This is a genomic window from Streptomyces sp. CBMA29 (assembly GCF_014596445.1).
Taxonomy (GTDB): Bacteria; Actinomycetota; Actinomycetes; order Streptomycetales; family Streptomycetaceae; genus Actinacidiphila.
This window is the reverse complement of the sequence record NZ_MECL01000204.1, coordinates 12315-34896: the sequence shown is the minus strand read 5'-3', so window position 1 is coordinate 34896 and position 22582 is coordinate 12315. Positions and strand designations below refer to the sequence as shown.

The 22582-nt window shown below is 71.4% G+C and carries 18 protein-coding genes and 1 pseudogene; 7 read left to right on the top strand and 12 right to left on the bottom strand.

The features are described from left to right. Positions 1-18: 18 nt before the first annotated feature. Entirely contained in the window at positions 19-885 is an 867-nt protein-coding gene (locus BGM09_RS27325; protein ID WP_188284402.1) for an acyl-CoA thioesterase, read from the top strand. Here the strand turns inward: BGM09_RS27325 and BGM09_RS27320 are convergent. The 3 genes from BGM09_RS27320 to BGM09_RS27310 all read right to left on the bottom strand — a co-directional run bounded on the left by BGM09_RS27320 (position 772) and on the right by BGM09_RS27310 (position 3118). Continuing rightward, positions 772-2157 (bottom strand): DUF6397 family protein, encoded by a 1386-nt coding sequence (locus BGM09_RS27320; protein ID WP_188284369.1) that lies wholly within the window; start codon positions 2155-2157, stop codon positions 772-774. The two genes, BGM09_RS27325 and BGM09_RS27320, sit on opposite strands and share 114 nt — an antisense overlap. Positions 2158-2260: 103 nt before the next feature. Then, on the bottom strand, positions 2261-2665 hold the full coding sequence (locus BGM09_RS27315) for a roadblock/LC7 domain-containing protein (protein ID WP_188284368.1): 405 nt from the start codon (positions 2663-2665) through the stop codon (positions 2261-2263). A gap of 117 nt (positions 2666-2782) precedes the next feature. Beyond that, on the bottom strand, positions 2783-3118 hold the full coding sequence (locus tag BGM09_RS27310) for a YnfA family protein (protein ID WP_188284367.1): 336 nt from the start codon (positions 3116-3118) through the stop codon (positions 2783-2785). Between the two features lie 13 nt (positions 3119-3131). Here BGM09_RS27310 and BGM09_RS27305 point away from each other — a divergent pair, with 13 nt between their 5' ends. The 3 genes and pseudogenes from BGM09_RS27305 to BGM09_RS27300 all read left to right on the top strand — a co-directional run bounded on the left by BGM09_RS27305 (position 3132) and on the right by BGM09_RS27300 (position 5098). Beyond that, the gene (locus tag BGM09_RS27305; protein ID WP_188284366.1) at positions 3132-3740 is read left to right on the top strand and encodes a class I SAM-dependent methyltransferase; all 609 of its coding nucleotides are present in this window, start codon (positions 3132-3134) and stop codon (positions 3738-3740) included. Between the two features lie 54 nt (positions 3741-3794). Further along, positions 3795-3986 (top strand): annotated as a pseudogene (locus BGM09_RS38040) (PadR family transcriptional regulator); the annotation flags it as partial. Between the two features lie 182 nt (positions 3987-4168). Next, positions 4169-5098 (top strand): hypothetical protein, encoded by a 930-nt coding sequence (locus BGM09_RS27300; RefSeq protein ID WP_188284365.1) that lies wholly within the window; start codon positions 4169-4171, stop codon positions 5096-5098. Between the two features lie 119 nt (positions 5099-5217). Here BGM09_RS27300 and BGM09_RS27295 read toward each other — a convergent pair whose 3' ends face one another. Further along, positions 5218-6597 carry an FAD-dependent oxidoreductase gene (locus BGM09_RS27295; RefSeq protein WP_188284364.1) on the bottom strand — a complete coding sequence of 460 codons (1380 nt, stop codon included), beginning with the start codon at positions 6595-6597 and terminating at the stop codon, positions 5218-5220. Between the two features lie 368 nt (positions 6598-6965). On the opposite strand from BGM09_RS27295, the gene BGM09_RS27290 reads away from it, so the two are divergent. Then, the gene (locus BGM09_RS27290; protein ID WP_188284363.1) at positions 6966-9947 is read left to right on the top strand and encodes a carbohydrate binding domain-containing protein; all 2982 of its coding nucleotides are present in this window, start codon (positions 6966-6968) and stop codon (positions 9945-9947) included. Between the two features lie 33 nt (positions 9948-9980). Here the strand turns inward: BGM09_RS27290 and BGM09_RS27285 are convergent, their stop codons facing one another. The 5 genes from BGM09_RS27285 to BGM09_RS27265 all read right to left on the bottom strand — a co-directional run bounded on the left by BGM09_RS27285 (position 9981) and on the right by BGM09_RS27265 (position 16180). After that, the gene (locus tag BGM09_RS27285; RefSeq protein ID WP_188284362.1) at positions 9981-10535 is read right to left on the bottom strand and encodes an NADAR family protein; all 555 of its coding nucleotides are present in this window, start codon (positions 10533-10535) and stop codon (positions 9981-9983) included. A gap of 104 nt (positions 10536-10639) precedes the next feature. After that, the gene (locus tag BGM09_RS27280; protein WP_188284361.1) at positions 10640-10822 is read right to left on the bottom strand and encodes a hypothetical protein; all 183 of its coding nucleotides are present in this window, start codon (positions 10820-10822) and stop codon (positions 10640-10642) included. 150 nt (positions 10823-10972) lie between these two features. Next, positions 10973-12955 (bottom strand): Xaa-Pro dipeptidyl-peptidase, encoded by a 1983-nt coding sequence (locus BGM09_RS27275; protein WP_317452916.1) that lies wholly within the window; start codon positions 12953-12955, stop codon positions 10973-10975. A gap of 126 nt (positions 12956-13081) precedes the next feature. After that, entirely contained in the window at positions 13082-15565 is a 2484-nt protein-coding gene (locus BGM09_RS27270; RefSeq protein WP_188284400.1) for a Tex family protein, read from the bottom strand. 93 nt (positions 15566-15658) lie between these two features. Then, the gene (locus BGM09_RS27265; protein WP_317452915.1) at positions 15659-16180 is read right to left on the bottom strand and encodes a GNAT family N-acetyltransferase; all 522 of its coding nucleotides are present in this window, start codon (positions 16178-16180) and stop codon (positions 15659-15661) included. A gap of 181 nt (positions 16181-16361) precedes the next feature. On the opposite strand from BGM09_RS27265, the gene BGM09_RS27260 reads away from it, so the two are divergent. Continuing rightward, positions 16362-17447 (top strand): fatty acid desaturase family protein, encoded by a 1086-nt coding sequence (locus BGM09_RS27260; protein ID WP_188284359.1) that lies wholly within the window; start codon positions 16362-16364, stop codon positions 17445-17447. A gap of 52 nt (positions 17448-17499) precedes the next feature. Here the strand turns inward: BGM09_RS27260 and BGM09_RS27255 are convergent, their stop codons facing one another. Together BGM09_RS27255 and BGM09_RS27250 are read right to left on the bottom strand one after the other, a co-directional pair. Then, positions 17500-17979 carry a macro domain-containing protein gene (locus BGM09_RS27255; protein WP_188284358.1) on the bottom strand — a complete coding sequence of 160 codons (480 nt, stop codon included), beginning with the start codon at positions 17977-17979 and terminating at the stop codon, positions 17500-17502. A 51-nt stretch (positions 17980-18030) separates the two neighbouring features. Next, positions 18031-19497 carry a M1 family metallopeptidase gene (locus BGM09_RS27250; RefSeq protein WP_317452914.1) on the bottom strand — a complete coding sequence of 489 codons (1467 nt, stop codon included), beginning with the start codon at positions 19495-19497 and terminating at the stop codon, positions 18031-18033. Positions 19498-19593: 96 nt separating this feature from the next. On the opposite strand from BGM09_RS27250, the gene BGM09_RS27245 reads away from it, so the two are divergent. Then, positions 19594-20325, top strand: coding sequence for a MerR family transcriptional regulator (locus BGM09_RS27245; RefSeq protein ID WP_188284357.1), 732 nt, complete (start codon positions 19594-19596; stop codon positions 20323-20325). Between the two features lie 50 nt (positions 20326-20375). Here the strand turns inward: BGM09_RS27245 and BGM09_RS27240 are convergent, their stop codons facing one another. Then, positions 20376-22550: a 3-hydroxyacyl-CoA dehydrogenase NAD-binding domain-containing protein gene (locus BGM09_RS27240; protein WP_188284356.1), complete on the bottom strand. Its 2175-nt coding sequence runs from the start codon at positions 22548-22550 to the stop codon at positions 20376-20378. Positions 22551-22582: the final 32 nt, after the last annotated feature.

The following is a 22582-nucleotide window of genomic DNA, read 5'->3' as shown; positions in this document are numbered from 1 at the left end:
CACGACGAAGAGGACGCGATGACGAACCCGGCCGAGAGGCTGGTGGATCTGCTCGACCTGGAGCGGATCGAACAGGACATCTTCCGCGGGCAGAGTCCGCAGGAGCGGTTGCAGCGGGTTTTCGGCGGCCAGGTCGCCGGGCAGGCGCTGGTCGCCGCGGGCCGCACCACCGACGGCGGGCGGCCGGTGCACTCGCTGCACGCGTACTTCCTGCGGCCGGGCCGGCCCGGAGTGCCCATCGTGTACCAGGTCGAACGGGTCCGTGACGGCCGTTCCTTCACCACCCGGCGGGTGGTGGCGATCCAACAGGGCCGGACGATCTTCAACCTGACCGCCTCCTTCCATCAGCCGGAACCGGGATTCGAGCACCAACTGCCGATGCCCGACGTGCCCGAGCCCGACGACCTGCCGGGACTCGGCGAAGAACTGCGTTCGCATCTGGACGTGCTGCCCGAGGCGCTGGAGCGGATGACCCGCCGCCAGCCCTTCGAGATCCGCTATGTGGAGCGGCTGCGCTGGACGCCCGAGGAGATCGAGGGCGCCGAGCCGCGCAGCGCGGTGTGGATGCGCGCGGTCGGACAGCTCGGTGACGACCCGCTCGTGCACACCTGCGCCCTCACCTACGCCAGCGACATGATGCTGCTGGACGCCGTACGTGTGCCGATCGAACCGCTGTGGGGACCGCGGGGCTTCGACATGGCGTCCCTCGACCACGCCATGTGGTTCCACCGGCCGTTCCGCGCCGACGAGTGGTTCCTGTACCAGCAGGAGTCACCCGTCGCGACCGGTGCCCGCGGTCTGGCGCGGGGACAGATCTTCGACCGGCGGGGGCGTCTGCTGGTATCGGTGATGCAGGAAGGGCTGTTCCGCAAGATCGGCGGCTGACCTGCGTCCGCGCAGCAGCCCCAACAGCCCGCGCCGGGGCCGCCTGCCCTCACCCACCGGCCTGCCCGGCGGCCGGGCGGTGCCCCGCTTTCGGTGCGGCGCCGCGTGCCGGGGGCGCACGGGCGCGGGCCTCTCCGCCGAGTGCGGCCCGGCCGGCTCACCCGGCACCGGCCTCGACATCGGCTCCGGCTCCGGCTCCGGCTCCGGCCCAGAAATCGGCCCAAAATTCGGACGCGCGCCCAAGTCCAGGATCGCGCCCAGTCCCGGGATCGCGGTCGGGCTCGGATCAGGTTTCGGGCCTGGAACCGGGCCCGGTTCTGGAAGTCGCTCAGGCGGCTGCGGCACCCGCTCCGTGAGCGCGAGCGCGAGCGGCAGACGGTCCGCCGGGGCGAAGGCCGGGTGCGGTGCGGGCTGTTCGGTCCGAGCGCGGCCCAGCGCGTCCGCGAGGGCGACCAGGGCCAGCGCGATCTCGTCCGGATGGTCGGCGGTCGTGAGGCTTCGCGTCAGCTCGGGTGAGGCGAGCGGTCCTGGGCGGCCCGGTGGCAGCGCCGCACGGATTCCGCGCAGTCGGGCCCGGTCGAAGGGGGCGGGCACGGCGTCGTCGGTCACCTCGGGACCGAGCAGCGCGGCCCAGACGGCGGCCTCGTCCCAGGCGTCATGGCAGTCCCTTACGAGCTGGGCGACCCGGCGGGACCGCCAGCCGAGGGCCCGCTGATCCTGCCCGGCGTCCAGCGCCTCACGCAGTCCCGCGGGCAGCCGCCCCTTCAGCATCGCGGGGCTCGCGGCGGCGAACTCCCTCAGCTCATGGCCGAGATACACCCACACCAGCGCCCGGTACCGGTTGACGTACCAGCGCACCGGGCGGATCAGCCCGAGCCTCGCCAGTCGCACAAGGCGGTCCCGGCTGATCCCGATCATCGCCGCGCCCTCGGTGCTGGTCACCAGTCGGAGCCGGTCGAGCAGCGCCTGCGGATGGCCTTCCGCGTCCCGCAGCCGGGTCACCTCGTCCACGGGCACCCGCCACTGGCCGCTCCCGCGCGAGACCGTGCGGATCTCGCCGAGTTGGAGCGCCAGCTCGAAGAGCGTGAAATCCAGGCCCAGCTCCTCCCGCGCCCGGTTCAGCGTCACCGTCTCCGGCGCCGCCCGGCCGCCTCCCGGCCCTTGCCCCGCCCCACCGACCGGCGTCCACGCCACCTGCTTCGTCTCGACGGTCGCCGTCCCCGCCGCCGCCTTCGTGTGCTTCGTCGTCTTCGTCGTCTTCGTCGTCTTCACTGTCGTCACTCCCCCGCGAACTTCGATCACTGACAGTGACGAATGTATCGCGTACGGACGACAGCCCGTTCGAAGCCTGTGGATAACTTCGGGACGCCCCGGCTCAGGAAGGTGCCGCGCCCGGTTGCCTGGGAGCCACGCCGAGGTGTTCGCCGACGCGGTGGACGAGCAGCGTCATCTCGTAGGCGACCTGGCCGACATCGGCCTCCATGCCGCTGAGCACGGACAGGCAACTGCCGTCGCCCGCCGCGGTGACGAAGAGGAAGCCGTCGTCGAACTCGACCATCGTCTGGCGCACGCCGCCGACGGCGAACTGCCGCCCCGCACCCTTGGCCAGGCTGTGAAAGCCCGAGGACACGGCGGCCAGGTGTTCCGCGGTCGGCCGGTCGAGATCGCCGCTGGCGCCCGTGACCAACCCGTCGTTGGAGAGCACCAGCGCGTGCTTCACGTGCGGCACCCGCTTCGTCAGGTCGTCGAGCAGCCATGCGAGCGGTTTGCCCACCGTCATTGCCTGCCTCCCGTCTCCGCTGCGGTACGAGCCTGTCCTGCCGGGCCCGCTTCGGCAACCCCCTCTCGGGACGGGCGGCGCCCGGCCGGGGCCGTGAAAGGAGGCGACCGGCGGAAATCAGCCGCCGCGTGGCGCGTACATGATGACACCCACTCCGACCAGGCAGATGACCGCTCCGACGATGTCGAATCGGTCGGGACGGTAGCCGTCGAGTGCCATCGCCCACAGGAGAGATCCGGCCACGAAGACCCCTCCGTAGGCCGCCAGGATCCGGCCGAACTCGGCGTTGGGCTGGAGCGTGGCGACGAAGCCGTAAAGGCCGAGCGCGACGATCCCGGCCCCCGCCCAGCCGACGCCGCGGTGTTCGCGCACCGCTTGCCAGATCAACCAGGCGCCGCCGATCTCCAGGACGGCGGCGAGCAGGAAGAGCCCGATGGAGCGGAACGTGATCATGCGACCATGATGCATGGCCAGTTTCGAGAGCGGGCGCCGACAGGTCAGGGAGTTCTTCGCCGCGAAGGCCGTGGGGTGGGAGAAGCGGTTCCCCGACGACACTCCCGTCTACGCGGCGGCGGTCGGCGAGTTGGGGCTGCGGCCGGGCGGCAGGGCACTGGACGCGGGCTGCGGTACGGCGCGGGCGCTGCCGCTGATGCGGGCCGTCGTCGGTGCGGCGGGCACGGTGGTCGGTGTCGACCTGACTCCGGAGATGCTGCGGGAAGCCGTCGCCCTCGGCCGGGACCGGGACGGAGCGCTGATCGAGGCGGCCGGCGAGGAGCTTCCGTTGCGGGACGCGGCTTTCGACGCCGTCCTCGCCGCCGGACTCGTGCACCATCTGCCGGACCCTGCGGCCGGCCTGCGCGAATTGGCCCGGGTGACCAGGTCCGGCGGCAGGTTGGCGCTCTTCCATCCGATCGGCCGCGCCGCCCTCGCAGCCCGCCGCGGGCACGAGCTGCGAGCCGACGACGTACGCGCCGAGCCGCAGCTGCGTCCCCTGCTGGCCGCGACCGGCTGGGAGCTGGCATCGCTGGACGACTCCGCGGAGCGGTATCTGGCGGTGGCCGTCCGACACGCCTGACCCGCGACGCACGCCTGACCCCGCAGCACACGCCTGGCCCCGCGGCGCAGGCCCGCCATCCTCCGCCGCAGGCCGGCCTTCCACGAACAGCCCGCCGGCTTCTCCTACGACGGCGACCGTCAGCTGCGCGCCCAGGAGGTCGACGCCCCCTTCCGGCAGGACGTGCTCACCATCGCCCGCGCCACCGGCCGCGCCGAACTCGCCTGGCTGCGTACGACGTTGACCGGACCGGGCGCGAAGAAGTGACGGCGCGGCCGGGACGGGGCCGACGCCGGGCGATCACGAGGTGCGGACCGTAAGGAAATCGGCCGTCCGGCGTCGCACCGCCCGAGCGGATTTCCGGCCTTCGCGACCTCTCGACGCGGAGGTTACTCGCTGGTTAAGGTGCGCGGACGAGAGACGGCGGGCGAGGCGAGAGGGAACGACGGATGACCGCGGCCGAGAACCCGGAGGACGACGACGCGCTGTTCGTGCTGACGGCCGCGATGCTGACGCCGGGGCAGTTCCCGGGTGTCCTGGGGGACGACTATCCGGCCGCTTGCGCCGAGTTGGGGCTCGAACCGCTGGCCGACGGCTACGGCCTGGTCTTCGGTCAGGACGGCGGCGGGGCGCGCTGGACCGTGGCGACGACGGACACCGCCATGGTGGCGTGCGCGCTGGCGGCCTGGGACTGCGGACTCGAGTACGATCTGGCGCCCGACGAGAACAGCCTGGCCGCCTCGCTGCCTGGGTGGCCGCTGCCGGTCGCCGTCGCCGTACCCGGCATCCCCGCCCCGCACGACCCTACGGACGAAGAGGGCGGCCGTGCTCCGCTCTCCCCGCCCGACACCTCCGTCTGGGGTCCGCCGCAACGGCGCCTCGGGGCCGACGAGATCGCGGTCCGCTGGTTCGAGTGGCGCGACCAGCTCGACGTACCGGCGGAAGCGGCCGAGGAAGCGGCCAAAGTGACGGCCAAAGACGCGTGGCCGGACGCGAGCACGGATACGGACACGAATACGGACACGGGCACGGATACGGGCACCGACGCCGGAACAGCCGTCGGCACCGAGACGGAATCCGAACCCCAGGACGCGGCCGGGCCCCCGGCCGCCCCGCCCTCCATCTCGCACACCGGCATCCGCCGCGTCCTCGAAAGCGCGGAGGAGTACGTACGCAATCCGCCTCCGCCCGGCCGCGTACGGGCCGCATATGGTGCGGTGCGGGCGGACGGACCCGGCTGGAGCCTGGTGGGCAGAACCGACGACATCGCCTTCGTGCTGCTGGACGACGCGCCCGGCGAGGTGCTGCCGGTCGGCCGCGGCGCCGCCCTGCCGCCGTTGCTGGAAGCCCTCAGCAAGCTGGCCGCGGCTCCGTCCTGACCGCGAAGCCGCGCGAAGAGCAGCAAAGCACCCATCAGGACTCACGAGGACCCGCAAGGCCCGCAAGAACTCGCGACCCCTGCGAAGCCCCGCAAGGGACCGGAAACCGCAAACCGCCGTCAGCCCGCTCTGACGTCCGCCACCACCGCGTCCGCCGCCTTGCGCGCGGCGACCAGCACCGGGTCCCACACGGGCGAGAAAGGCGGCGCGTAGCCGAGGTCGAGGGCGACCATGTCCTCGACCGTCATCCGTGCGGTGAGCGCGACGGCCCCGACGTCGACCCGCTTGGCGGCGCCTTCGCGGCCGACGATCTGGAGGCCGAGCAGCCGCCCGGTGCCGCGTTCCGCGAGCATCTTGACGGTCATCGGGTCGGCGTCCGGGTAGTAGCCGGCCCTGCTGGTGGACTCGATGACGGCGGTCACGTAGTGGAGTCCGGCGCGGCGCGCCTGCGACTCCTTGAGGCCGGTGCGGGCGATCTCGACGTCGCAGACCTTGCTGACGGCGGTGCCGACGACACCGGGGAAGGTGGTGTAGCCGCCGCCGATGTTGGTGCCGATGATGCGGCCGTGCTTGTTGGCGTGGGTGCCGAGGGCGATGTGCTGGAGGTCGCCGGAGACGAGGTTGAGGACTTCGACGCAGTCGCCGCCCGCCCAGACCCGCTCGTGGCCGCGTACGCGCATGGCCAGGTCGGTCAGCAGGCCGCCGTGCGCGCCCAGCGGCAGTCCCGCGTCGCGGGCGAGCGCGGTGCCGGGGCGTACGCCGATGCCCAGGATCACGATGTCGGCGGGGTATTCGGCGTCGTCGGTGGCGACCGCGCGGGCCCTGCCGTCTGCGCCGGTGAGCACCGCGCGGACGGCGGCGCCGGAGACGACGCGGACGCCGAGTCCTTCCATCGCGTCGCGCACCAGGCGTCCCATGTCGGGGTCGAGGGTGCTCATCGGCTGTTCGGAGCGGTCGACGAGGGTCACGTCGAGGCCGTGCTTCAGCAGGGCCTCGGCCATCTCCACGCCGATGTAGCCGCCGCCGACCACGACGGCGCGGCGTACGCCGACCCCGTCGAGGGTGGCCAGGACGCGCTCGCCGTCGTCCAGGGTCTGGACGCCGTGCACACCGGGCGCGTCGATGCCGGGAACGGGCGGCCTTACGGGTTCCGCGCCGGTGGCGACGACGAGGTGGTCATAGCCGGTCCACTCCTCGCGGCCGTCGGCGTCCCGCGCCCGCACCCGGCCGGCGGCGAGGTCGATGTCGACCACCTCGGTGCCCATCCGCAGGTCGATGGCGCGCTCGCGGTGCTCCTCGGCGGTACGCGCGACCAGCGCGTCGGGGCCCGTGGTGTCGCCGCCGATCCAGTACGGGATGCCGCAGGCGGAGTACGAGGTGTGCCGTCCGCGTTCGAACGCGACGATCTCCAGGTCGTCCGCGGCTCTGCGGCGGCGGGCCTGGGACGCGGCCGACATCCCGGCGGCGTCACCGCCGATGACCACCAGACGCTCCGTCATCTTCCGTGGGTCCCCTTCCGCTTACGGTCCGCCGGAGTCCGAGGCCGGGGTCCGGGTCCGATCCGTACGGTTCTACGACCAGCCGGCCGGGTACGACACCCGCCCGTCTCGGGAACCCTACGCGGCGGCGCGGCGGGACCTGGGGACGCAGCCCCGTCAGACCTCTTTACGTCCATGACATGTCCCAGTAATCTCACGACCGTTCCGACAGCAACTTGTTGCAGCAACTTGCGCAAATTATCCGGCCGTTCGTTCCGTGGCGCGCGGACGTACGGCTTCCTCCACCGGCCGCCTTCGCGGCCCCGTTCGAGGAGCACGACGTGACCGTCGCTTCGCGCCACAGATATCGACCAGGTCCGCTGACAGCCGTGGTGGCTGTCGTCTTGGGACTCCTGGCGGCCCTGCTCCCCTCCCTGTCCACCGGTTCCGCGCACGCCGCCTCGGCCGCGGGCTCGAACACCGCAACCGTCTACTACTCCACCGCGACGACCAACTGGTCGTCGTACAACCTGCACTGGGCGCCGGACGGCGGGAGCTGGACGACCGTGCCCGGCGTCGCCATGCAGAGCGCCTGCACCGGCTGGGTGAAGAAGACCGTCGACCTCGGCACGGCCACCGGCTGGCAGGCGACCTTCAACAACGGCCAGGGCACCTGGGACAACAACGCCGGCAAGAACTACGCCCTGGGCACCGGCGCCATCACCGTCAACAACGGCGCCATCGCCCACAGCGACCCGTGCGCGAGCGGCGGGGACCCGGGCGGCGGCGAGACGGGCAGCCCGTCCGCCACCTCGGCCACCGTCTTCTACTCCACCGCGACCGTCGGCTGGACCACCGTCAACCTGCACTACGCGCCGACCGGCGGCGCATGGACGACCGTGCCGGGCATCGGCATGGAGGCGGCCTGCACCGGCTGGGTGAAGAAGACCGTCGACCTCGGCACGGCCGCGGGGCTCGCCGCCACCTTCAACAACGGCAACGGCACCTGGGACAACAACAACGGCGCCAACTACGCGCTGTCCAAGGGCGTCAGCACCGTGAAGGACACCAAGGTCACGGCCAACGCGGCCGACCCTTGCGCGGCCGTCGTCCCCGACACGACGCCGCCGACCGTCCCCGGCACGGTGAAGGCGACCGCGACCGACACCTCGATCGTGGTGACCTGGAACCCGTCGACCGACGACACCGGGGTCACGGGCTACCGGGTCACCAGGACCGGCGGCACCAAGGGCACGATCGTCACCAGCGTCGGCTCGACGGTCTTCTCCGAGTCCGGCCTGGAAGCGGACACCGCCTACACGTACACCGTCCAGGCGCTGGACGCGGCGGGCAACATCTCCGCCGCCTCCACTCCGGCGCAGGCGACCACCGGCCACGCGCCGCCGCCCGCGACCGCGGGCACACCGATCGGCACCGACCCGCGCAAGGACCCGATCTACTTCGTGCTCACCGCGCGCTTCTACGACGGTGACACGAGCAACGACCGCGGCGGCAACCAGGATGTGGCGTCGGGGAACGCGGCCAACAACGACCCGATGTTCCGGGGTGACTTCAAGGGCCTGGTGCAGAAGCTCGACTACATCAAGGCGCTCGGTTTCTCGGCGATCTGGATCACGCCCGTGGTGCTCAACCGCAGCGACTACGACTACCACGGTTACCACGGTTGGGACTTCTACCGGGTCGATCCGCGCCTGGAATCGGCCGGGGCGTCGTATCAGGATCTGATCAACGCGGCCCACGCCAAGGGGATCAAGATCTACCAGGACGTGGTCTACAACCACAGTTCCCGGTGGGGCGCCAAGGGGCTGTTCGTGCCGACGGTCTACGGCGTCAGGGACTCGCAGTGGTCATGGTATTACGACGAGAAGGAGCAGGGCTTTGAGTACGACGGTCTGACGATCGACCCGAAGACCGGCAAGTCGTACTACAACGGGGATCTGTGGTCCACGGCCGAGCCGTCCGGCAATACGTGCCTGAACTGGGGCAAGCCAACGGGGCAGAAGAGCCCCGAGGGCTACACGCTCTACAACTGCCAGTGGCCGAATCCCACGTCGAAGATGTTCCCCGCGTCGCTCTACCACCAGTGCTGGATCGGCAACTGGGAGGGCGAGGACTCGCGTTCCTGCTGGCTGGCCGACGACCTCGCGGACTTCAACACCGAGAACGCGCAGGTGCAGAACTATCTGATCGGCGCCTACAACAAGTACATCGACATGGGGGTGGACGGCTTCCGCGTGGACACCGCCGTGCACATTCCGCGCGTCACCTGGAACCGCCGTTTCCTGCCCGCGATCCAGCAGCGCGAGATCCAGGACTGGGGTCCCGACAAGGCGCAGAACTTCTTCGTCTTCGGTGAGGTCGGCGCTTTCGTCAACGACAAGTGGAACCGCGGATCGGTCAATCACTCGGCGCAGTTCTACACCTGGAAGGAGCGCAAGGAGTACAGCGCGGACGACGCCACCGCGTCGATCGAGCAGTACAACTACGAGGAGCAGCTCGGCACCGGCAATCAGCCGACGTCCGCCAACGCCTTCCTGGAAGGGAACGCGTATCACACCCCGGACCACAGCAAATTCTCCGGGATGAACATCATCGACATGCGCATGCACATGAATTTCGGTGACGCGCACAACGCCTTCAACAACGGCAAGGACTCGGACGACTCGACGAACGACGCCACGTACAACGTCGTCTATGTCGACAGCCACGACTACGGTCCCAACAAGTCGTCGGTGCGCTACACCGGCGGACAGGACGCGTGGGCCGAGAACATGGCGCTGATGTGGACCTTCCGCGGCATCCCGACGCTCTACTACGGGTCGGAGATCCAGTTCCAGGCCGGGAAGACGATCGACTGCGGGCCGAGCTGCCCGCTGGCGACGACGGGGCGCGCGTACTACGGCGACCATGTGGCGGGCACGGTGACGGCCTCGGAGTTCGGGAAGGTCGACAGTGCCTCGGGGGCGGTGGCCACCACTTTGGCGCAGCCTCTGGTCAAACACCTCCAACGGCTGAATCTGATCCGGCGCGCCATTCCGGCGTTGCAGATGGGCCAGTACAGCACCGAGGGGGTGAACGGCGGCGGCATGTCGTTCAAGCGCCGATACACCGACGCCGCGTCGGGCGTCGACAGCTTCGCGCTGGTGACGGTGACGGACGCGGCGTCCTTCAGCGGCATCCCCAACGGCCGTTACGTGGACGCCGTCTCGGGTGACGTGCGGACCGTGACGGACGGGACGCTGTCCCTCGCGGCGCCCGGCAAGGGCGACATGCGGGTGTACGTGCTCGACCTGGGCGGCAAGAACGCGGCGCCCGGCAAGATCGGTACGGACGGCCCGTATCTGAAGTAGCGGCCGCACCCACCGGGGCCCGCTGGCGGCGGGCTACTTCGCCGCCAGCCGGGCTCGCGCCTCCATCAAGGCGAAGCCCAGGAGATTCAGACCACGCCAGGTGGCCGGGTCCGCGGCGCGCTCGTCGTCGGCGGCCAGTCCGATGCCCCAGACGCGGTCCATCGGGCTGGCCTCGACCAGGACGCGGCCCCCGGTGCCGAGCAGGTAGGCCAGCAGGCCGGGGTGCTGCCGGAATTTGTGGACATTGCCCTGGATGACCAGGTCGAAACGCTCGGCTTCCCACACGGCCTGGTCGAAGCCGCGGACGGTGCGGCCGACGCTCTTGGCGGTCTTCGGGTGACCCGCCGCGACAGCCCGCCGTTCGGCGTCGGGGTCGGCGAAGAGCCGGGCCTTGCCCGCCATCATCCAGTGCTCGGCGGTCGCGTAGGTGACGCCGTCGACGGTGAAGGGCGCGGGCCACCACTGGCTGAGGCAGCCGGCGCCGACACTGCCGTCGCGCTGTGGGCGGTGGCCCCAGAAGTACAGATACTTCAGTCGGTCCCCGGTGTGGTCGAGCAGGTCCTGGGTGGACCGGATGTCCGTCGCCATCGTCTGATCAGGCCCTCTCGCGCCGCGGCGACACGGGAACGGGACGTGTTCGCCCGACGTGGATGCCCTTGTCGCAGCGGCACCCTATCGGGGGTCGTACCAGGTCAGCGACCTATTTGCCGACGGCTCACGCGCCGCAGCCGACGCCGCTGCGAGGAGTCGAGGGAGAAGTAGGCGATCGCGGGCACGCCCACGATGACCAGGACGACAGCCCAGAAGGGGATCCAGATCCACAGGAACAGACCCAACGCCACGCCACCGATGACGATCTTCGCGCGATTCGACATTTCCCCGCCTCCGTTCACGGCGGCAAGCGCCGCGCCCTCACCGCTTCTACCCAGGAGAACGCGCCGCGGACAACCGTGGTTCCCCCCGCGTCCCGAGGGCCGTATCCCTGTAACGGTAACTCCGGGAAGCGGGGGGAACCAGGCCGGGCGTCAGCCCAGCCGCGCGGCCGGGGCCACGGAGGGCGCCGGAGCGGGGGTCAGCGCGGCCTTGCCACGGGGCGCCGTGCCCGCACGGGTCGACAGCGCGCCGGAACCGCCGACCAGCGGCAGCTTCAGCACCGAGTGCGACAGGTCGACGGTGACCTTGGGCGTCGTGTCGGGCGGCAGGATGAGGCCGCCGTCGGTGCCCGCGACGATCAGCGCGAGCCGGTGCCCCGCCGGTACGACGTGGTCGGTGGCCGCGAGCTGCACGGTCATCGTGTACGGCTTGCCCGGGGTGAGCGGCACGCCGTGGGAGAGCGACGCGTAGTGCCCGAGGTCGGCCCAGCCGCGGCTGAAGACCGTGTGGTCGACGGTCGTGGTGTCGGCGGCGGTGTCGAGGTAGCAGGCGCTGTCACCCGCGGTGCTCTCCCCGTAGCAGGAGCGGGTGGCCAGGGTGGTGATGCCCTCGCCGTTGCCGAGGAAGTCACGGATGGTGGCCGGCCCGAGGTCGACCAGGACCGCCGACAGGTGCGCGCTGGTGGTGGACGAGGTGGCGGTCACGGTGAAGGTGCCGCCGCCGGACAGCCGCAGGTCCTTGGCGAGCGTCCCGGTGGTGAAGACGGTCTTGGCCGCGGTCGCGGTGTCGGCCGCCGCCGCCCAGTCCTCCTCCCACAGATTCGGGTCGTCGGTGAACGACTCGGTGCTGCCGGGCCTGGCGTGCCGGGCGCCGAGCGTGCCCAGGCCGTCGGTGGCCGTCGGGCTCAGGCTGAGCGAGGTCGTGCGGGTCGTGGCGGGCGGCCACACGCGGTCGGTGGTCCAGTGGTCGACGGTCCGCTCGATGTCGGCCATCGGCTGCCGCTGGATGCCGTTGTCGACGCCCAGCAGGTAGTGGTCGAACCAGCGCTGGAGGGTGGGGACCCAGTCGGTGCGCCGGTAGTCGAAGGGGTCGACGTGGCCGGTCTGCGACAGCCACACCTTGCGCTCGACGCCGTGGGCGGCGAGCGCCTGCCACCACTGGCCGAAGTGCTTGGTGCGGACGTTGAGGTCCTGCATGCCCTGCACGGCGAAGACGCTGGCCCGTACCTTGCCCGCGTCCTTCACGTAGTCCCGCGCGGTCCAGAACGGTGTCCAGTCCCCGCTGCGCGGCGAGCCGTCGATGATCTTCTGCTGGGCGGCGGCGCAGTTGGCGTGGGCGCTGTCGCTCTCGACGTAGTCCGACAGCCACTCGGGGCCGTCCTGGAGCGCCGCGCCCTGGTGGAAGTAGTAGTCGTACCAGGAGGAGATGGAGCTGATCGGCACGATGGTCTTCAGGCCGCGCACCCCGGTGGCGGCGACGCCGTTGGCGATGGTGCCGTCCCAGCTCTTGCCGATCATGCCGACGCTGCCGTTGGTCCAGCCCGCCGAGACCGCGTGGCCGCCGGAGCGGGCGCTGTAGCCGCGGGCGCGGCCGTTGAGCCAGTCGATGACGGCCTTCGCGGACTGCACGTCGGAGGGGCCGCCGACGTCCACGCAGCCGTCGGAGCGGTCGGTTCCCGCGAGGTCGACCAGGACGGTCGCGTAGCCGCGGGGCACGAAGTAGTTGTCGTAGAACAGCGGCGCCTGGACGATGTTCCCGTTGGCGTCATAGGTCTTGAGCTGGCTCTCGTTGCCGCGTCCGCAGCAGGAGTAGTACGGGCTCGCGTCCATGATCACGGGGACCTTGCGCCCGGCGGCGGCGGGCTCCGAGGGGCGGACGATGTCGACGGCGACCCGGTCGGTGCGGCCGTCGCCGTCGCCGTCGAGGCCGGTGTCCACCCAGACGGCCTCGCGGATCGCCTTGGCGTAGGAGTAGTCGGGTTGGCTGAGACCGTGCCGTACGGTTCCGCCTCCTCCGCCGCCGGGGGTACCGGCGTACGCCGAGGACGGGGCGGTGAGTACGGCGGCCAGGGCGGCGAGTACCGCCACCACCACGGATATCCACTGGAAGCGGGCAGCCCGCGTGAGGGAGAGCACGCCAGAGGCTAGCGCCTGACCAGGCCACGTCAACAGGGGGCGTACGTAAGGTTCTGAGACGGCTGAGGCGGCAGGGGGGTGTGCGGAGTTCCTGGTCCCGCCGCCTCAACGGTCGTACGTCGTCGGCTACTTGTTGCCGGTCAGGCCCGCCCTGCGCAGGGCGTCGGCCATCGCGCCGCCGGGCGCGGGCTGTTGACCGCCGCCGCGGCGTCCGCCGCCCTGGCTCTGGCCACCGCTCTGGCCACCGCCCTGGCCACCGCTCTGGCCCTGCCTGCCCTGGCCGCCACCCTGCCGGTTCTGGCCTTGGCCGCCTTGCCCGTTCTGCCCCTGGCCGCCCTGTCGGTTCTGGCCCTGGCCGCCGCCCTGCCGGGGCGGTCCGCTGCGGCGCTCGCCGCCGCCACCGGCCCCGCCGCCGCGCTGTTGGCGCCCGGCGCCCGGCTCGTCGTCCAGGCGCAGCGTCAGCGAGATCCGCTTGCGCGGCAGGTCGACGTCCATCACCTTGACGCGGACGATGTCGCCGGGCTTGACGACCTCGCGCGGGTCGGACACGAAGGTGTCGGAGAGCGCGGAGACATGGACCAGGCCGTCCTGGTGAACGCCGACGTCCACGAAGGCGCCGAAGGCGGCGACATTGGTGACGACGCCTTCGAGGATCATTCCCGGCCTGAGGTCCTTCATCTCCTCGACGCCGTCCTTGAAGGTGGCGGTCTTGAAGGCGGGACGCGGGTCGCGGCCCGGCTTCTCCAACTCGGCGAGGATGTCGGTGACGGTCGGCAGACCGAAGGAGTCGTCCACGAAGTCCTGCGGGCGCAGCGTCCGCAGGACCGTGCCGTTGCCGATCAGCGACGTGATGTCGGTCTTCGCGGTGCCGCTGATCCGCCGCACCACCGGATACGACTCCGGGTGCACGCTGGAGGCGTCCAGCGGGTCGTCGCCGTCCACGATCCGCAGGAAGCCCGCGCACTGCTCGTACGCCTTCGGGCCGAGCCGCGCGACCTCCTTGAGGTTCTTGCGGGTACGGAAGGGGCCGTTGGCGTCGCGGTGCGCGACGATGTTGCCCGCCAGGCCCTCGGTGATGCCCGAGACGCGGCGCAGCAGCGGTACGGACGCGGTGTTGACGTCCACGCCGACGCCGTTGACGCAGTCCTCGACGACCGCGTCCAGGGAGCGGGAGAGCTTCAGCTCCGACAGGTCGTGCTGGTACTGGCCGACGCCGATCGAGCGCGGGTCGATCTTCACCAGTTCGGCGAGCGGGTCCTGGAGGCGGCGGGCGATGGACACGGCGCCGCGCAGGGACACGTCGAGTTCGGGGAGTTCGGCGGAGGCGTAGGCCGAGGCGGAGTAGACCGAGGCGCCCGCCTCGGAGACGACGGCCTTGGTGAGTTTCAGATCGGGGTGCAGCTTGATCAGGTCGGCGGCGAGCTTGTCGGTCTCGCGGGAGGCCGTGCCGTTGCCGATGGCGATCAGGTCGACGCGGTGGGCCTTCGCGAGCCGGGCGAGGGTGGCCAGCGACTCGTCCCACTTGTTGCGCGGCACGTGCGGGTAGATCGTGTCGGTGGCGACCACCTTGCCGGTGTCGTCGACCACGGCGACCTTGACGCCCGTACGCAGGCCGGGGTCCAGGCCCATGGTGGCGCGGGTGCCCGCGGGCGCGGCGAGCAGCAGGTCGCGGAGATTCGCGGCGAAGACCCGTACCGCCTCGTCCTCGGCCTCCTGGCGGAGCTGGACGCGCAGGTCGATGCCGAGCCGGACCAGGAAACGGGTGCGCCAGGCCCAGCGCACGGTGTCGCCGAGCCACTTGTCGGCGGGGCGTCCGCGGTCGGCGATGTCGAAGTTCCGCGCGATGCGCCGCTCGAAACTGGACGGTCCCTCGGTGGGCTCCTCCGGCTCCAGCGTGAGGTCGAGGATCTCCTCCTTCTCGCCGCGCAGCATGGCCAGCACGCGGTGCGAGGGGAGCTTGGTGAAGGGCTCGGCGAAGTCGAAGTAGTCGGAGAATTTGGCGCCCGGCTCCTCCTTGCCGTCACGCACCTTCGCGACGAGCCTGCCGCGCGTCCACATCCGGGTGCGCAGCTCGCCGACCAGGTCGGCGTCCTCGGAGAAACGCTCGGTGAGGATGGAGCGCGCGCCCTCGAGCGCCGCCGCCGGGTCCTCCACGCCCTTGTCGGCGGAGACGTATTTCGCCGCCTCCGCCTGAGGGTCGGTCTCCGGGTCGGTCAGCAGCAGGTCGGCCAGCGGTTCCAGACCCGCCTCGCGGGCGATCTGGGCCTTGGTGCGGCGCTTGGGCTTGAAGGGCAGATAGATGTCCTCCAGGCGCGCCTTGGAGTCGGCTGCCATGATCTGCGCCTTCAGCGCGTCGTCCAGCTTGCCCTGGGACTCGATGGACTCCAGGACGGCCGCGCGCCGTTCGTCCAGCTCGCGCAGGTAGCGCAACCGCTCCTCCAGGGCGCGCAGTTGCGCGTCGTCCAGGGTGCCGGTGGCTTCCTTGCGGTACCGCGCGATGAACGGCACGGTCGCTCCGCCGTCGAGCAGTTCGACGGCGGAGCGCACCTGCCCTTCGCGTACGCCCAGTTCCTCGGCGATCCTGCGCTCGACCGATCCGTTACCGCTGATGATCTCGCTCCTCGTGTGCTCGGCTGTTCACTGCATGTTAGACGTCACCCGCCCGCGACCGGCCGTAGGCGGCGGGAAGGCGGATGCGGTGCGTCAGCGCAGCCGCTTTTCGAACCAGTGGTCCGCGTACGGGCTCGTGTTGTAGCGGGCGATCTCCCGGTAGCCGTGCTTGGCGTACAACGCGCGGGCCTCCACCAGGTCCTCGCGCGTGTCCAGGCGGATCGTGTCCGCGTGGAAGGTGTCGCGGGCGAGGGTCTCCGCGGCGCCGATGAGCAGGCCAGCGACGCCTTGGCCGCGAGCTTCGGGGCCGACATACATCCGGGTCAGCTCCATGGTGTGCGCGTCGAGGACGCGCAGGCCGACGCATCCGACCGGTAGGCCACCGGCAGGAGCGCCGACGAGCCGGACGGCGAGGAATTCTCCGGTGGGTGGCGCGAGATCGTCGCTGGGCTCCTCCGCGAGCACGGCGGAGACCTCGGCGTCGTCCGTCGGACGGCCGTAGAAGCGGCTGACCAGCTCGGTGTAGTAGCGGCGCAGCAGCGTCGCCGCCTCAGGGCCGGTGATGGGTACGGGCGCGACCGCCCAGCCGGTCGCGTGGATGTCGTTCGTCGTCACGCCGGACATCCTGGCAGCGCGCGGGTGGGGTTATCCCCAGGTTTATCCGGGGTCTGCCACCCCGTGGAACCGGGTGATGGCGCCATGGCCGGGAATCGGTGGCAGTCCCTAGCGTCGAGGTGTGGCCGTCAGGCCGCGCACCCGACGTCGAACCGGCCGTCGCCGGCCCCGAGGAGCCCCCATGCCCGCAGCGACCAGCACACTCATCGACGCACCGGGGCGCGCGCCGGAGTCTGCCGACACCGGGGAGACGGTTTCCGGTGCGGGCAGCGAATTCGCCCCGCTGCTGCGCGAGGTCAGGGCGGCCGGGCTGCTGCGGCGGCGCGTCGGCCACTACGCGAAGTCGATCGCGCTGAATCTCGTGGCCGTCGCCGCGGTGTGGTCGGCGGTGGTGCTGGTCGGCGGGACGGGTTCGTGGTGGGTGGTGGCGCTGGCGCTGCCCGCGGCGGCGCTGGGGGCGCGTACCGCGTTCATCGGGCACGACGCCGGGCACCACCAGATCGCCGAGAGCCGTCGTACGAACCGGCTGATCGGGCTCATCCACGGCAATCTGCTGCTGGGCATGGGCGCGGGCTGGTGGACCGACAAGCACAATCGGCACCACGCCAATCCGAACCATGTGGGCAAGGATCCGGACGTCGAGGTCGGCGCGCTGGTGTGGACGCAGGCGCAGGCGGTCGAACGGGAGGGCTTCGCGCGCTTCCTGACCCGTCATCAGGCGCGGCTGTTCTTCCCGATGCTGCTGCTGGAGGGGCTGGCCCTGAAGGTGGCGAGTCTCCAGGAGCTGAAGCGGCAGGAGCCGCGGCAACGGCTGGTCGAGGGCTCGCTGTTGGCGGCCCACCTGGCGGGTTACGCGGCGCTGTTGCTGTTCGCGATGCCGGTGTGGCAGGCGGTTGTCTTCGCCCTGGTGCACCACGCGCTGTTCGGGCTGCACCTGGGCTGCGCCTTCGCGCCCAACCACAAGGGCATGGAGATGCCCGAGGAGGGCTCGCGCTGGGGTCATCTGCGCCGTCAGGTGCTCACCTCCCGCAATGTGCGCGGCAATCCGCTTACCGACTGGTTCCTCGGCGGGCTCAACTACCAGGTCGAACACCACCTCTTCCCCAGCCTCCCCCGCCCCCACCTCCGCCTCGCCCAGCCGCTGGTACGCGCCCACTGCCGCAGCCTCGCCATCCCCTACACCGAGACCGGCCTGATCGACTCCTACGTCCAGGCCCTCACCCACATGCACAGCGTCGGCGCCCCGCTCCGCTCCCCCGCCGTCTGAACTCCCCTCGGCCCGAACTCCGCACCGCCGCAAGCCCTTTGCGAGCCCCGGCTCAGCCGTCATGGTCGTAGACCGTGACGGCCACGCCGCGCTCCACGAGCCGCGCCGTCACCAGCGGTTCGACCCGCGCCCACCGCCCGCCAGCCAGCCCGCAGCCGATTCGCGGCATGTGCACGGACGCGCCCAGTTCCAACGCCCGGTCGCCGAGCGGCGCGAGGGCGGCGTCTATCGCCTCGTACCGCACCGGCACCCCCTTGCTTCCGGTACGCGTGCCGCGCTGGCCGATCATGTTGGCCACCCACACATAGCTGCCGACCCTCACCAATTGCAGCGCGCCGAGCCCGAAGTCGTTGCGCGCCCGCTCGCGGTGCCAGCTCCGATAGGCGGCCTCCGGCTCCGGCCAGCGCCGCGAGACGGCGACGACGAACCCCTTTCCCCAGCCGCCCAAGTCGTTGCAGACATGCGCGATGACCTTGACGCCCTTGCCGTGTGGTGAGGTGGCGTCTCCCCGTACGTACGTGATCTCCCCCATGACCTCACGGTAGCCGCGACCACTGACAACGCGCCCTGGACTTTTGGCGGGCTACGGCACCGACGGGTGGTGGGTGGTGTGGAGCCAGGCGGTGAACAGGGGGGTGAGGTTGTGGGGGGTGAGGTGCTGGCAGAAGGCGGTGAAGTCGGCTGTGGTGGCGTTGCCGTGGCGGCGGGCGGCGGGCCAGGTGCGCAGGAGGGTGGCGAAGACGGTCGGGCCGAGGGTTTCGCGGAGTTGGTAGAGGACGAGGGCGCCGCCGCCGTAGACGGGGGCGTCGGAGATGCGGTCGGGGCCGGGCGGCGCGGCGGGCGGGAAGGCGCTGTTGGCGGGGTCGGCGAGGGCCGCTGCGGCGCTCTGCTCGACGGTGCGCCCGCCCTCGTGCTCCTGCCAGAGCCATTCGGTGTAGGTCGCGAAACCTTCGTTGAGCCACATGTCCTGCCAGGCGGCGGGCGTGACGGAGTCGCCGAACCACTGGTGGGACAGTTCGTGGACGAGGGTGTCCAACGGTACGGCGGGGTCGCCCGGCTCGCCGTCGCCGGGGAAGACCGGCTTCGTCTGGGCCTCCAGCGCGTACCCGACGCGCCCGCTCGGCAGGTGGTCGACGATCGCGCCGACGGACGAGAAGGGATAGGGCCCGAACAGCCCGCTCTCCCAGTCGACGATCTCCGGGATACGGCGCAGTGCCGCCGCCGTCGTCGGATCGTCGGAGCGCGGGTCGACCGCGACGTAGACCGGCACGCCGCCACCGGTACGGGACCGCGTGATGTCGAAGTGCCCGATGGCGACGGTGGCCAGATAGGTCGCCATCGGCTCCTTGCTGCGCCAGTGGAAAGCGGTCCGACCGCTCGCGCTCTCGCTGTCGACCAGTTCGCCGTTGGACACGGCGGTGAGGCCATGGGGGACGGTGACGGTGATGTCGTAGGCGGCCTTGTCCGAGGGGTGGTTGTTCGAAGGGAACCAGGCCATGGCGCCGACCGGTTCGCCCAGGGCGAGCGCGCCGTCGTCGGTACGGAACCAGCCCTCGTGCGAGCCGTCCGGGTCGGTGAGGGTCGGCGGGACGCCTTCGTACGTCACGGTCGTCTCGAAGCGCGCGCCGTCGCGCAGCGGTGTCACGGGCCGCACCCTCATCTCGGTGCCGTCGCGGTCCACGGCGGCGGTCCGCCCGTCCACGGTGACGCGGGTGACGGTGAACCCGGACAGGTCGAGGTTGAAGCGGGCGAGCGGCTGGGTGGCGGTGACGGTGACGACCGCTGTGCCGCGCAGCTTTCCTGAGCCGGGGTCGTACGCGAGGTCGAGGCCGTAGTGCGTGACGTCGTATCCACCGTTCCCCGCCCCGGGGAAGAGCCGGTCCCCGACGCCGGGCGCGCCGACATCCGTGCCGCCCGTACCCGCGCTGCTCGCGGCGGGGCCCGTACGGTCGGGGGCCGCCGTGCCGCCGCCGGAGCACGACAGGCAGCACGACAAGGAGCACGCGAGCAGGATCGGCAGGGCCGCGCGCGGCGGCGGAAACAGGCGCACGCGGGCCAGCGTACGAGGCCCGGGGCCGGGCGGAGGCGTCCGCCGTACGGCCTGCGAGGACTTTCACAGCGCTGGTGCGACAGCGATACTGTCCAGGTGCCCCAGACCCCGCTCACCATCGACGAGCTGGCCGCCCGCGCCGGGGTGACGGTGCGCACCGTCCGCTTCTACAGCGCCCGCGGCCTGCTCACGCCGCCCGACATCGGTCCGCGCCGGGTGGGCCGATACGGCGCCGCGCATCTGTCGCGGCTGGCGCTGATCGAGGAGTTGCGGCACCAGGGCCTCACCCTGGCGGCGATCGAGCGTTATCTCCAGCAGCTCCCCGCCGGCATCAGCGCCCACGACCTGGCGATCCACCGCGCCCTGGTGGCGTCCTGGCTGCCGGAGGGCAGCCAGGAGATCGACCGGGAGCGGCTCGAACGCCGCGCGGGGCGTCCGCTGGACGACGCGGACCTGGACCGGCTCGCCGCCATGAACGTGCTGGAGCGCACCGACGACCCCGACGCCTTCCGGGTGGATCCGGGCATCCTGCACCTGGGGGTGCGTCTGCTGGACGTGCCCTTCCCCGTGGAGACGATCCTGGCCGCGCGCGAGGTGATGCTGGAGCACGCGCGGGCCGCCGCGCACGAGCTGGGCCGGATCTTCCTGGACGAGGTGGGGGAGCCGGACCGTCCGGAGCGGATGCGGTCGCTGTCGGCCCAGATGCAGCCGCTGGTCGTACAGGCGCTGGTCACCGCCTTCCAGCGGTCGCTGAAGGAGGAGCTGCGGGCCTGGCCGGTGCCCCCGCCGAAGCCGGACCCCGGGCAGAACCCGCGGCATTCCCCGTAGCGCCTGAGCCCCGGAGCCCCGTAGTCCCGGAGCCCCGGAGCGCTTGGACCTCAGCGCCCGTCCGTGAACGTCTCCCCGCTCTCGGCCTTCGCCACCAGCAGCGCGGGCGGTGCGAAACGCTCGCCATAGGCGGCGGCCAGTTCGCGGGCGCGGGCGGTGAAGCCCGCGACGCCGCCCTCGTAGCCGTTGATGTACTGAAGGACGCCGCCGGTCCAGGCGGGGAAGCCGATGCCGAGGACGGAGCCGATGTTGGCGTCGGCGACCGAGGTGAGGACCCCTTCTTCGAGCAGCCGGACCGTGTCCAGGGACTCCGCGAAGAGCATCCGCTCCTGCATGTCGCGCATCGGGATCTCGATGCCGGGTTTACCGAAATGCTCCGCAAGACCGGGCCACAGCCGGGTACGGCGGCCGTCGGCGTAGTCGTAGAAGCCCGCGCCGCCGCTGCGTCCGGTCCGCTCGAACTCGTCCACCATGCGGTCGATGACCCGCTCGGCCGGGTGCTCCTGCCACTGACCGCCCTCCGCCTCGATCGCGGTACGCGTCTCGCGGCGGATCTTGCGCGGCAGGGTGAGCGTCAGCTCGTCGAGGAGCGACAGCACCTTGGCCGGGTAGCCCGCCTGGGCCGCGGCCTGTTCGACGGAGGCCGCCGCGACGCCCTCGCCGACCATGGCGACGCCCTCGTTGATGAAGTGGCCGATGACGCGGGAGGTGAAGAAGCCGCGTGAGTCGTTGACGACGATCGGCGTCTTGCGGATCTGCCGCACCAGGTCGAAGGCGCGGGCCAGCGCCTCGTCGCCGGTCCCCTCGCCCCTGATGATCTCCACCAGCGGCATCTTGTCGACCGGCGAGAAGAAGTGCAGGCCGATGAAGTCGTCCTGCCGCCGCACGCCTTCGGCGAGCGCCGAGATGGGCAGCGTGGAGGTGTTGGAGCAGAGCAGCGCGTCGGGCGCCACGATGTGCTCGATCTCCTGGAAGACCTTGTGCTTGAGCGTGGCGTCCTCGAAGACCGCCTCGATGACGGCGTCACAGCCCGCCAGGTCCGCCGGATCGGCGGTCGGGGTGATCCGGGCGAGCAGCGCGTCCCGCTTCCGCGGGGTGGTGCGGCCCTTGGCCAGCGCCTTGTCGAGCAGCGTCACCGAATACGCCTTGCCGCGCTCGGCGGCCTCCGCGGTGACGTCCTTGAGGACGACGTCGATCCCGGCGCGCGCGCAGGAGTACGCGATGCCCGCGCCCATCATGCCCGCGCCGAGGACGGCGACCTTGGTGACCGGCCGGACCGGCACGCCCTCGGGGCGGCTGGCACCGGAGTTGACGGCCTGCATGTCGAAGAAGAACGCCTGGATCATGTTCTTCGAGGTCCGGCCGCAGGCCAGCTCGGTGAAGTAGCGGGCCTCGATGAGGGTGGCGGTGTCGATGTCGACCTGCGAGCCCTCGACGGCGGCGGACAGGATCGCCAACGGCGCCGGGTAGGGCGCGCCCGCGAGCTGCTTGCGCAGATTCGCGGGGAAGGCCGGCAGATTCGCCGCGAAGGCGGGGCTCTTCGGGGTGCCGCCGGGGATCTTGTAGCCGGGGGTGTCCCAGGGCTGCCGGGCGTCGGGGTGCGTCAGGACGTACGCCCGCGCGCTCGCCAGCATGGCGTCCCGGTCGGTGGCGACCTCGTGGATGAGACCGGCCTCGAGAGCGCGCTGCGGCGCGTACTGCCGGCCCTGGAGCAGGACCTTCAGCAGTGCGTCCGCGATGCCGAGCAGCCGGACGGTGCGGACGACTCCGCCGCCGCCGGGCAGCAGGCCGAGCGTCACCTCGGGCAGGCCGATCTTGGTGCCGGGCGTGTCGAGCGCGATGCGGTGGTGGCAGGCCAGCGCGATCTCGTAACCGCCGCCGAGCGCCGCTCCGTTGATGGCCGCGACGACCGGCTTGCCGAGGGTTTCCAGACGGCGCAGGCGGCGCTTGATCCGCAGCGATCCGGCGAGCACGTCGGCCGCGTTCTCCGGGGTGGCGCGGATCAGGTCGCGCAGGTCGCCGCCCGCGAAGAAGGTCTTCTTCGCGGAGGTGACGATGATGCCGCGTACGCCGTCGAGTTCGGCTTCGAGGCGGTCGAGGGTGGCGTCGAGGGAATCGGCGAAGGCCGCGTTCATGGTGTTCGCGGACTGCGCGGGGTCGTCCAGGACCAGGGTGACGATGCCGTCGGTGTCCTGCTCCCAGCGGATGGTGGTGGACTCGCTCATGGTCTTCGGGCTCCGTTGGATCCGTGAGGGGG

What these genes read in the sequence shown, in the direction of transcription:
- BGM09_RS27310 (WP_188284367.1), bottom strand. Translation starts at nt 3,118, where the DNA reads ATGATCACGTTCCGCTCCATCGGGCTCTTCCTGCTCGCCGCCGTCCTG.
- BGM09_RS27325 (WP_188284402.1), top strand. Translation starts at nt 19, where the DNA reads ATGACGAACCCGGCCGAGAGGCTGGTGGATCTGCTCGACCTGGAGCGG.
- BGM09_RS27260 (WP_188284359.1), top strand. Translation starts at nt 16,362, where the DNA reads ATGCCCGCAGCGACCAGCACACTCATCGACGCACCGGGGCGCGCGCCG.
- BGM09_RS27240 (WP_188284356.1), bottom strand. Translation starts at nt 22,550, where the DNA reads ATGAGCGAGTCCACCACCATCCGCTGGGAGCAGGACACCGACGGCATC.
- BGM09_RS27305 (WP_188284366.1), top strand. Translation starts at nt 3,132, where the DNA reads ATGGCCAGTTTCGAGAGCGGGCGCCGACAGGTCAGGGAGTTCTTCGCC.
- BGM09_RS27255 (WP_188284358.1), bottom strand. Translation starts at nt 17,979, where the DNA reads ATGGGGGAGATCACGTACGTACGGGGAGACGCCACCTCACCACACGGC.
- BGM09_RS27295 (WP_188284364.1), bottom strand. Translation starts at nt 6,597, where the DNA reads ATGACGGAGCGTCTGGTGGTCATCGGCGGTGACGCCGCCGGGATGTCG.
- BGM09_RS27300 (WP_188284365.1), top strand. Translation starts at nt 4,169, where the DNA reads ATGACCGCGGCCGAGAACCCGGAGGACGACGACGCGCTGTTCGTGCTG.
- BGM09_RS27315 (WP_188284368.1), bottom strand. Translation starts at nt 2,665, where the DNA reads ATGACGGTGGGCAAACCGCTCGCATGGCTGCTCGACGACCTGACGAAG.
- BGM09_RS27285 (WP_188284362.1), bottom strand. Translation starts at nt 10,535, where the DNA reads ATGGCGACGGACATCCGGTCCACCCAGGACCTGCTCGACCACACCGGG.
- BGM09_RS27280 (WP_188284361.1), bottom strand. Translation starts at nt 10,822, where the DNA reads ATGTCGAATCGCGCGAAGATCGTCATCGGTGGCGTGGCGTTGGGTCTG.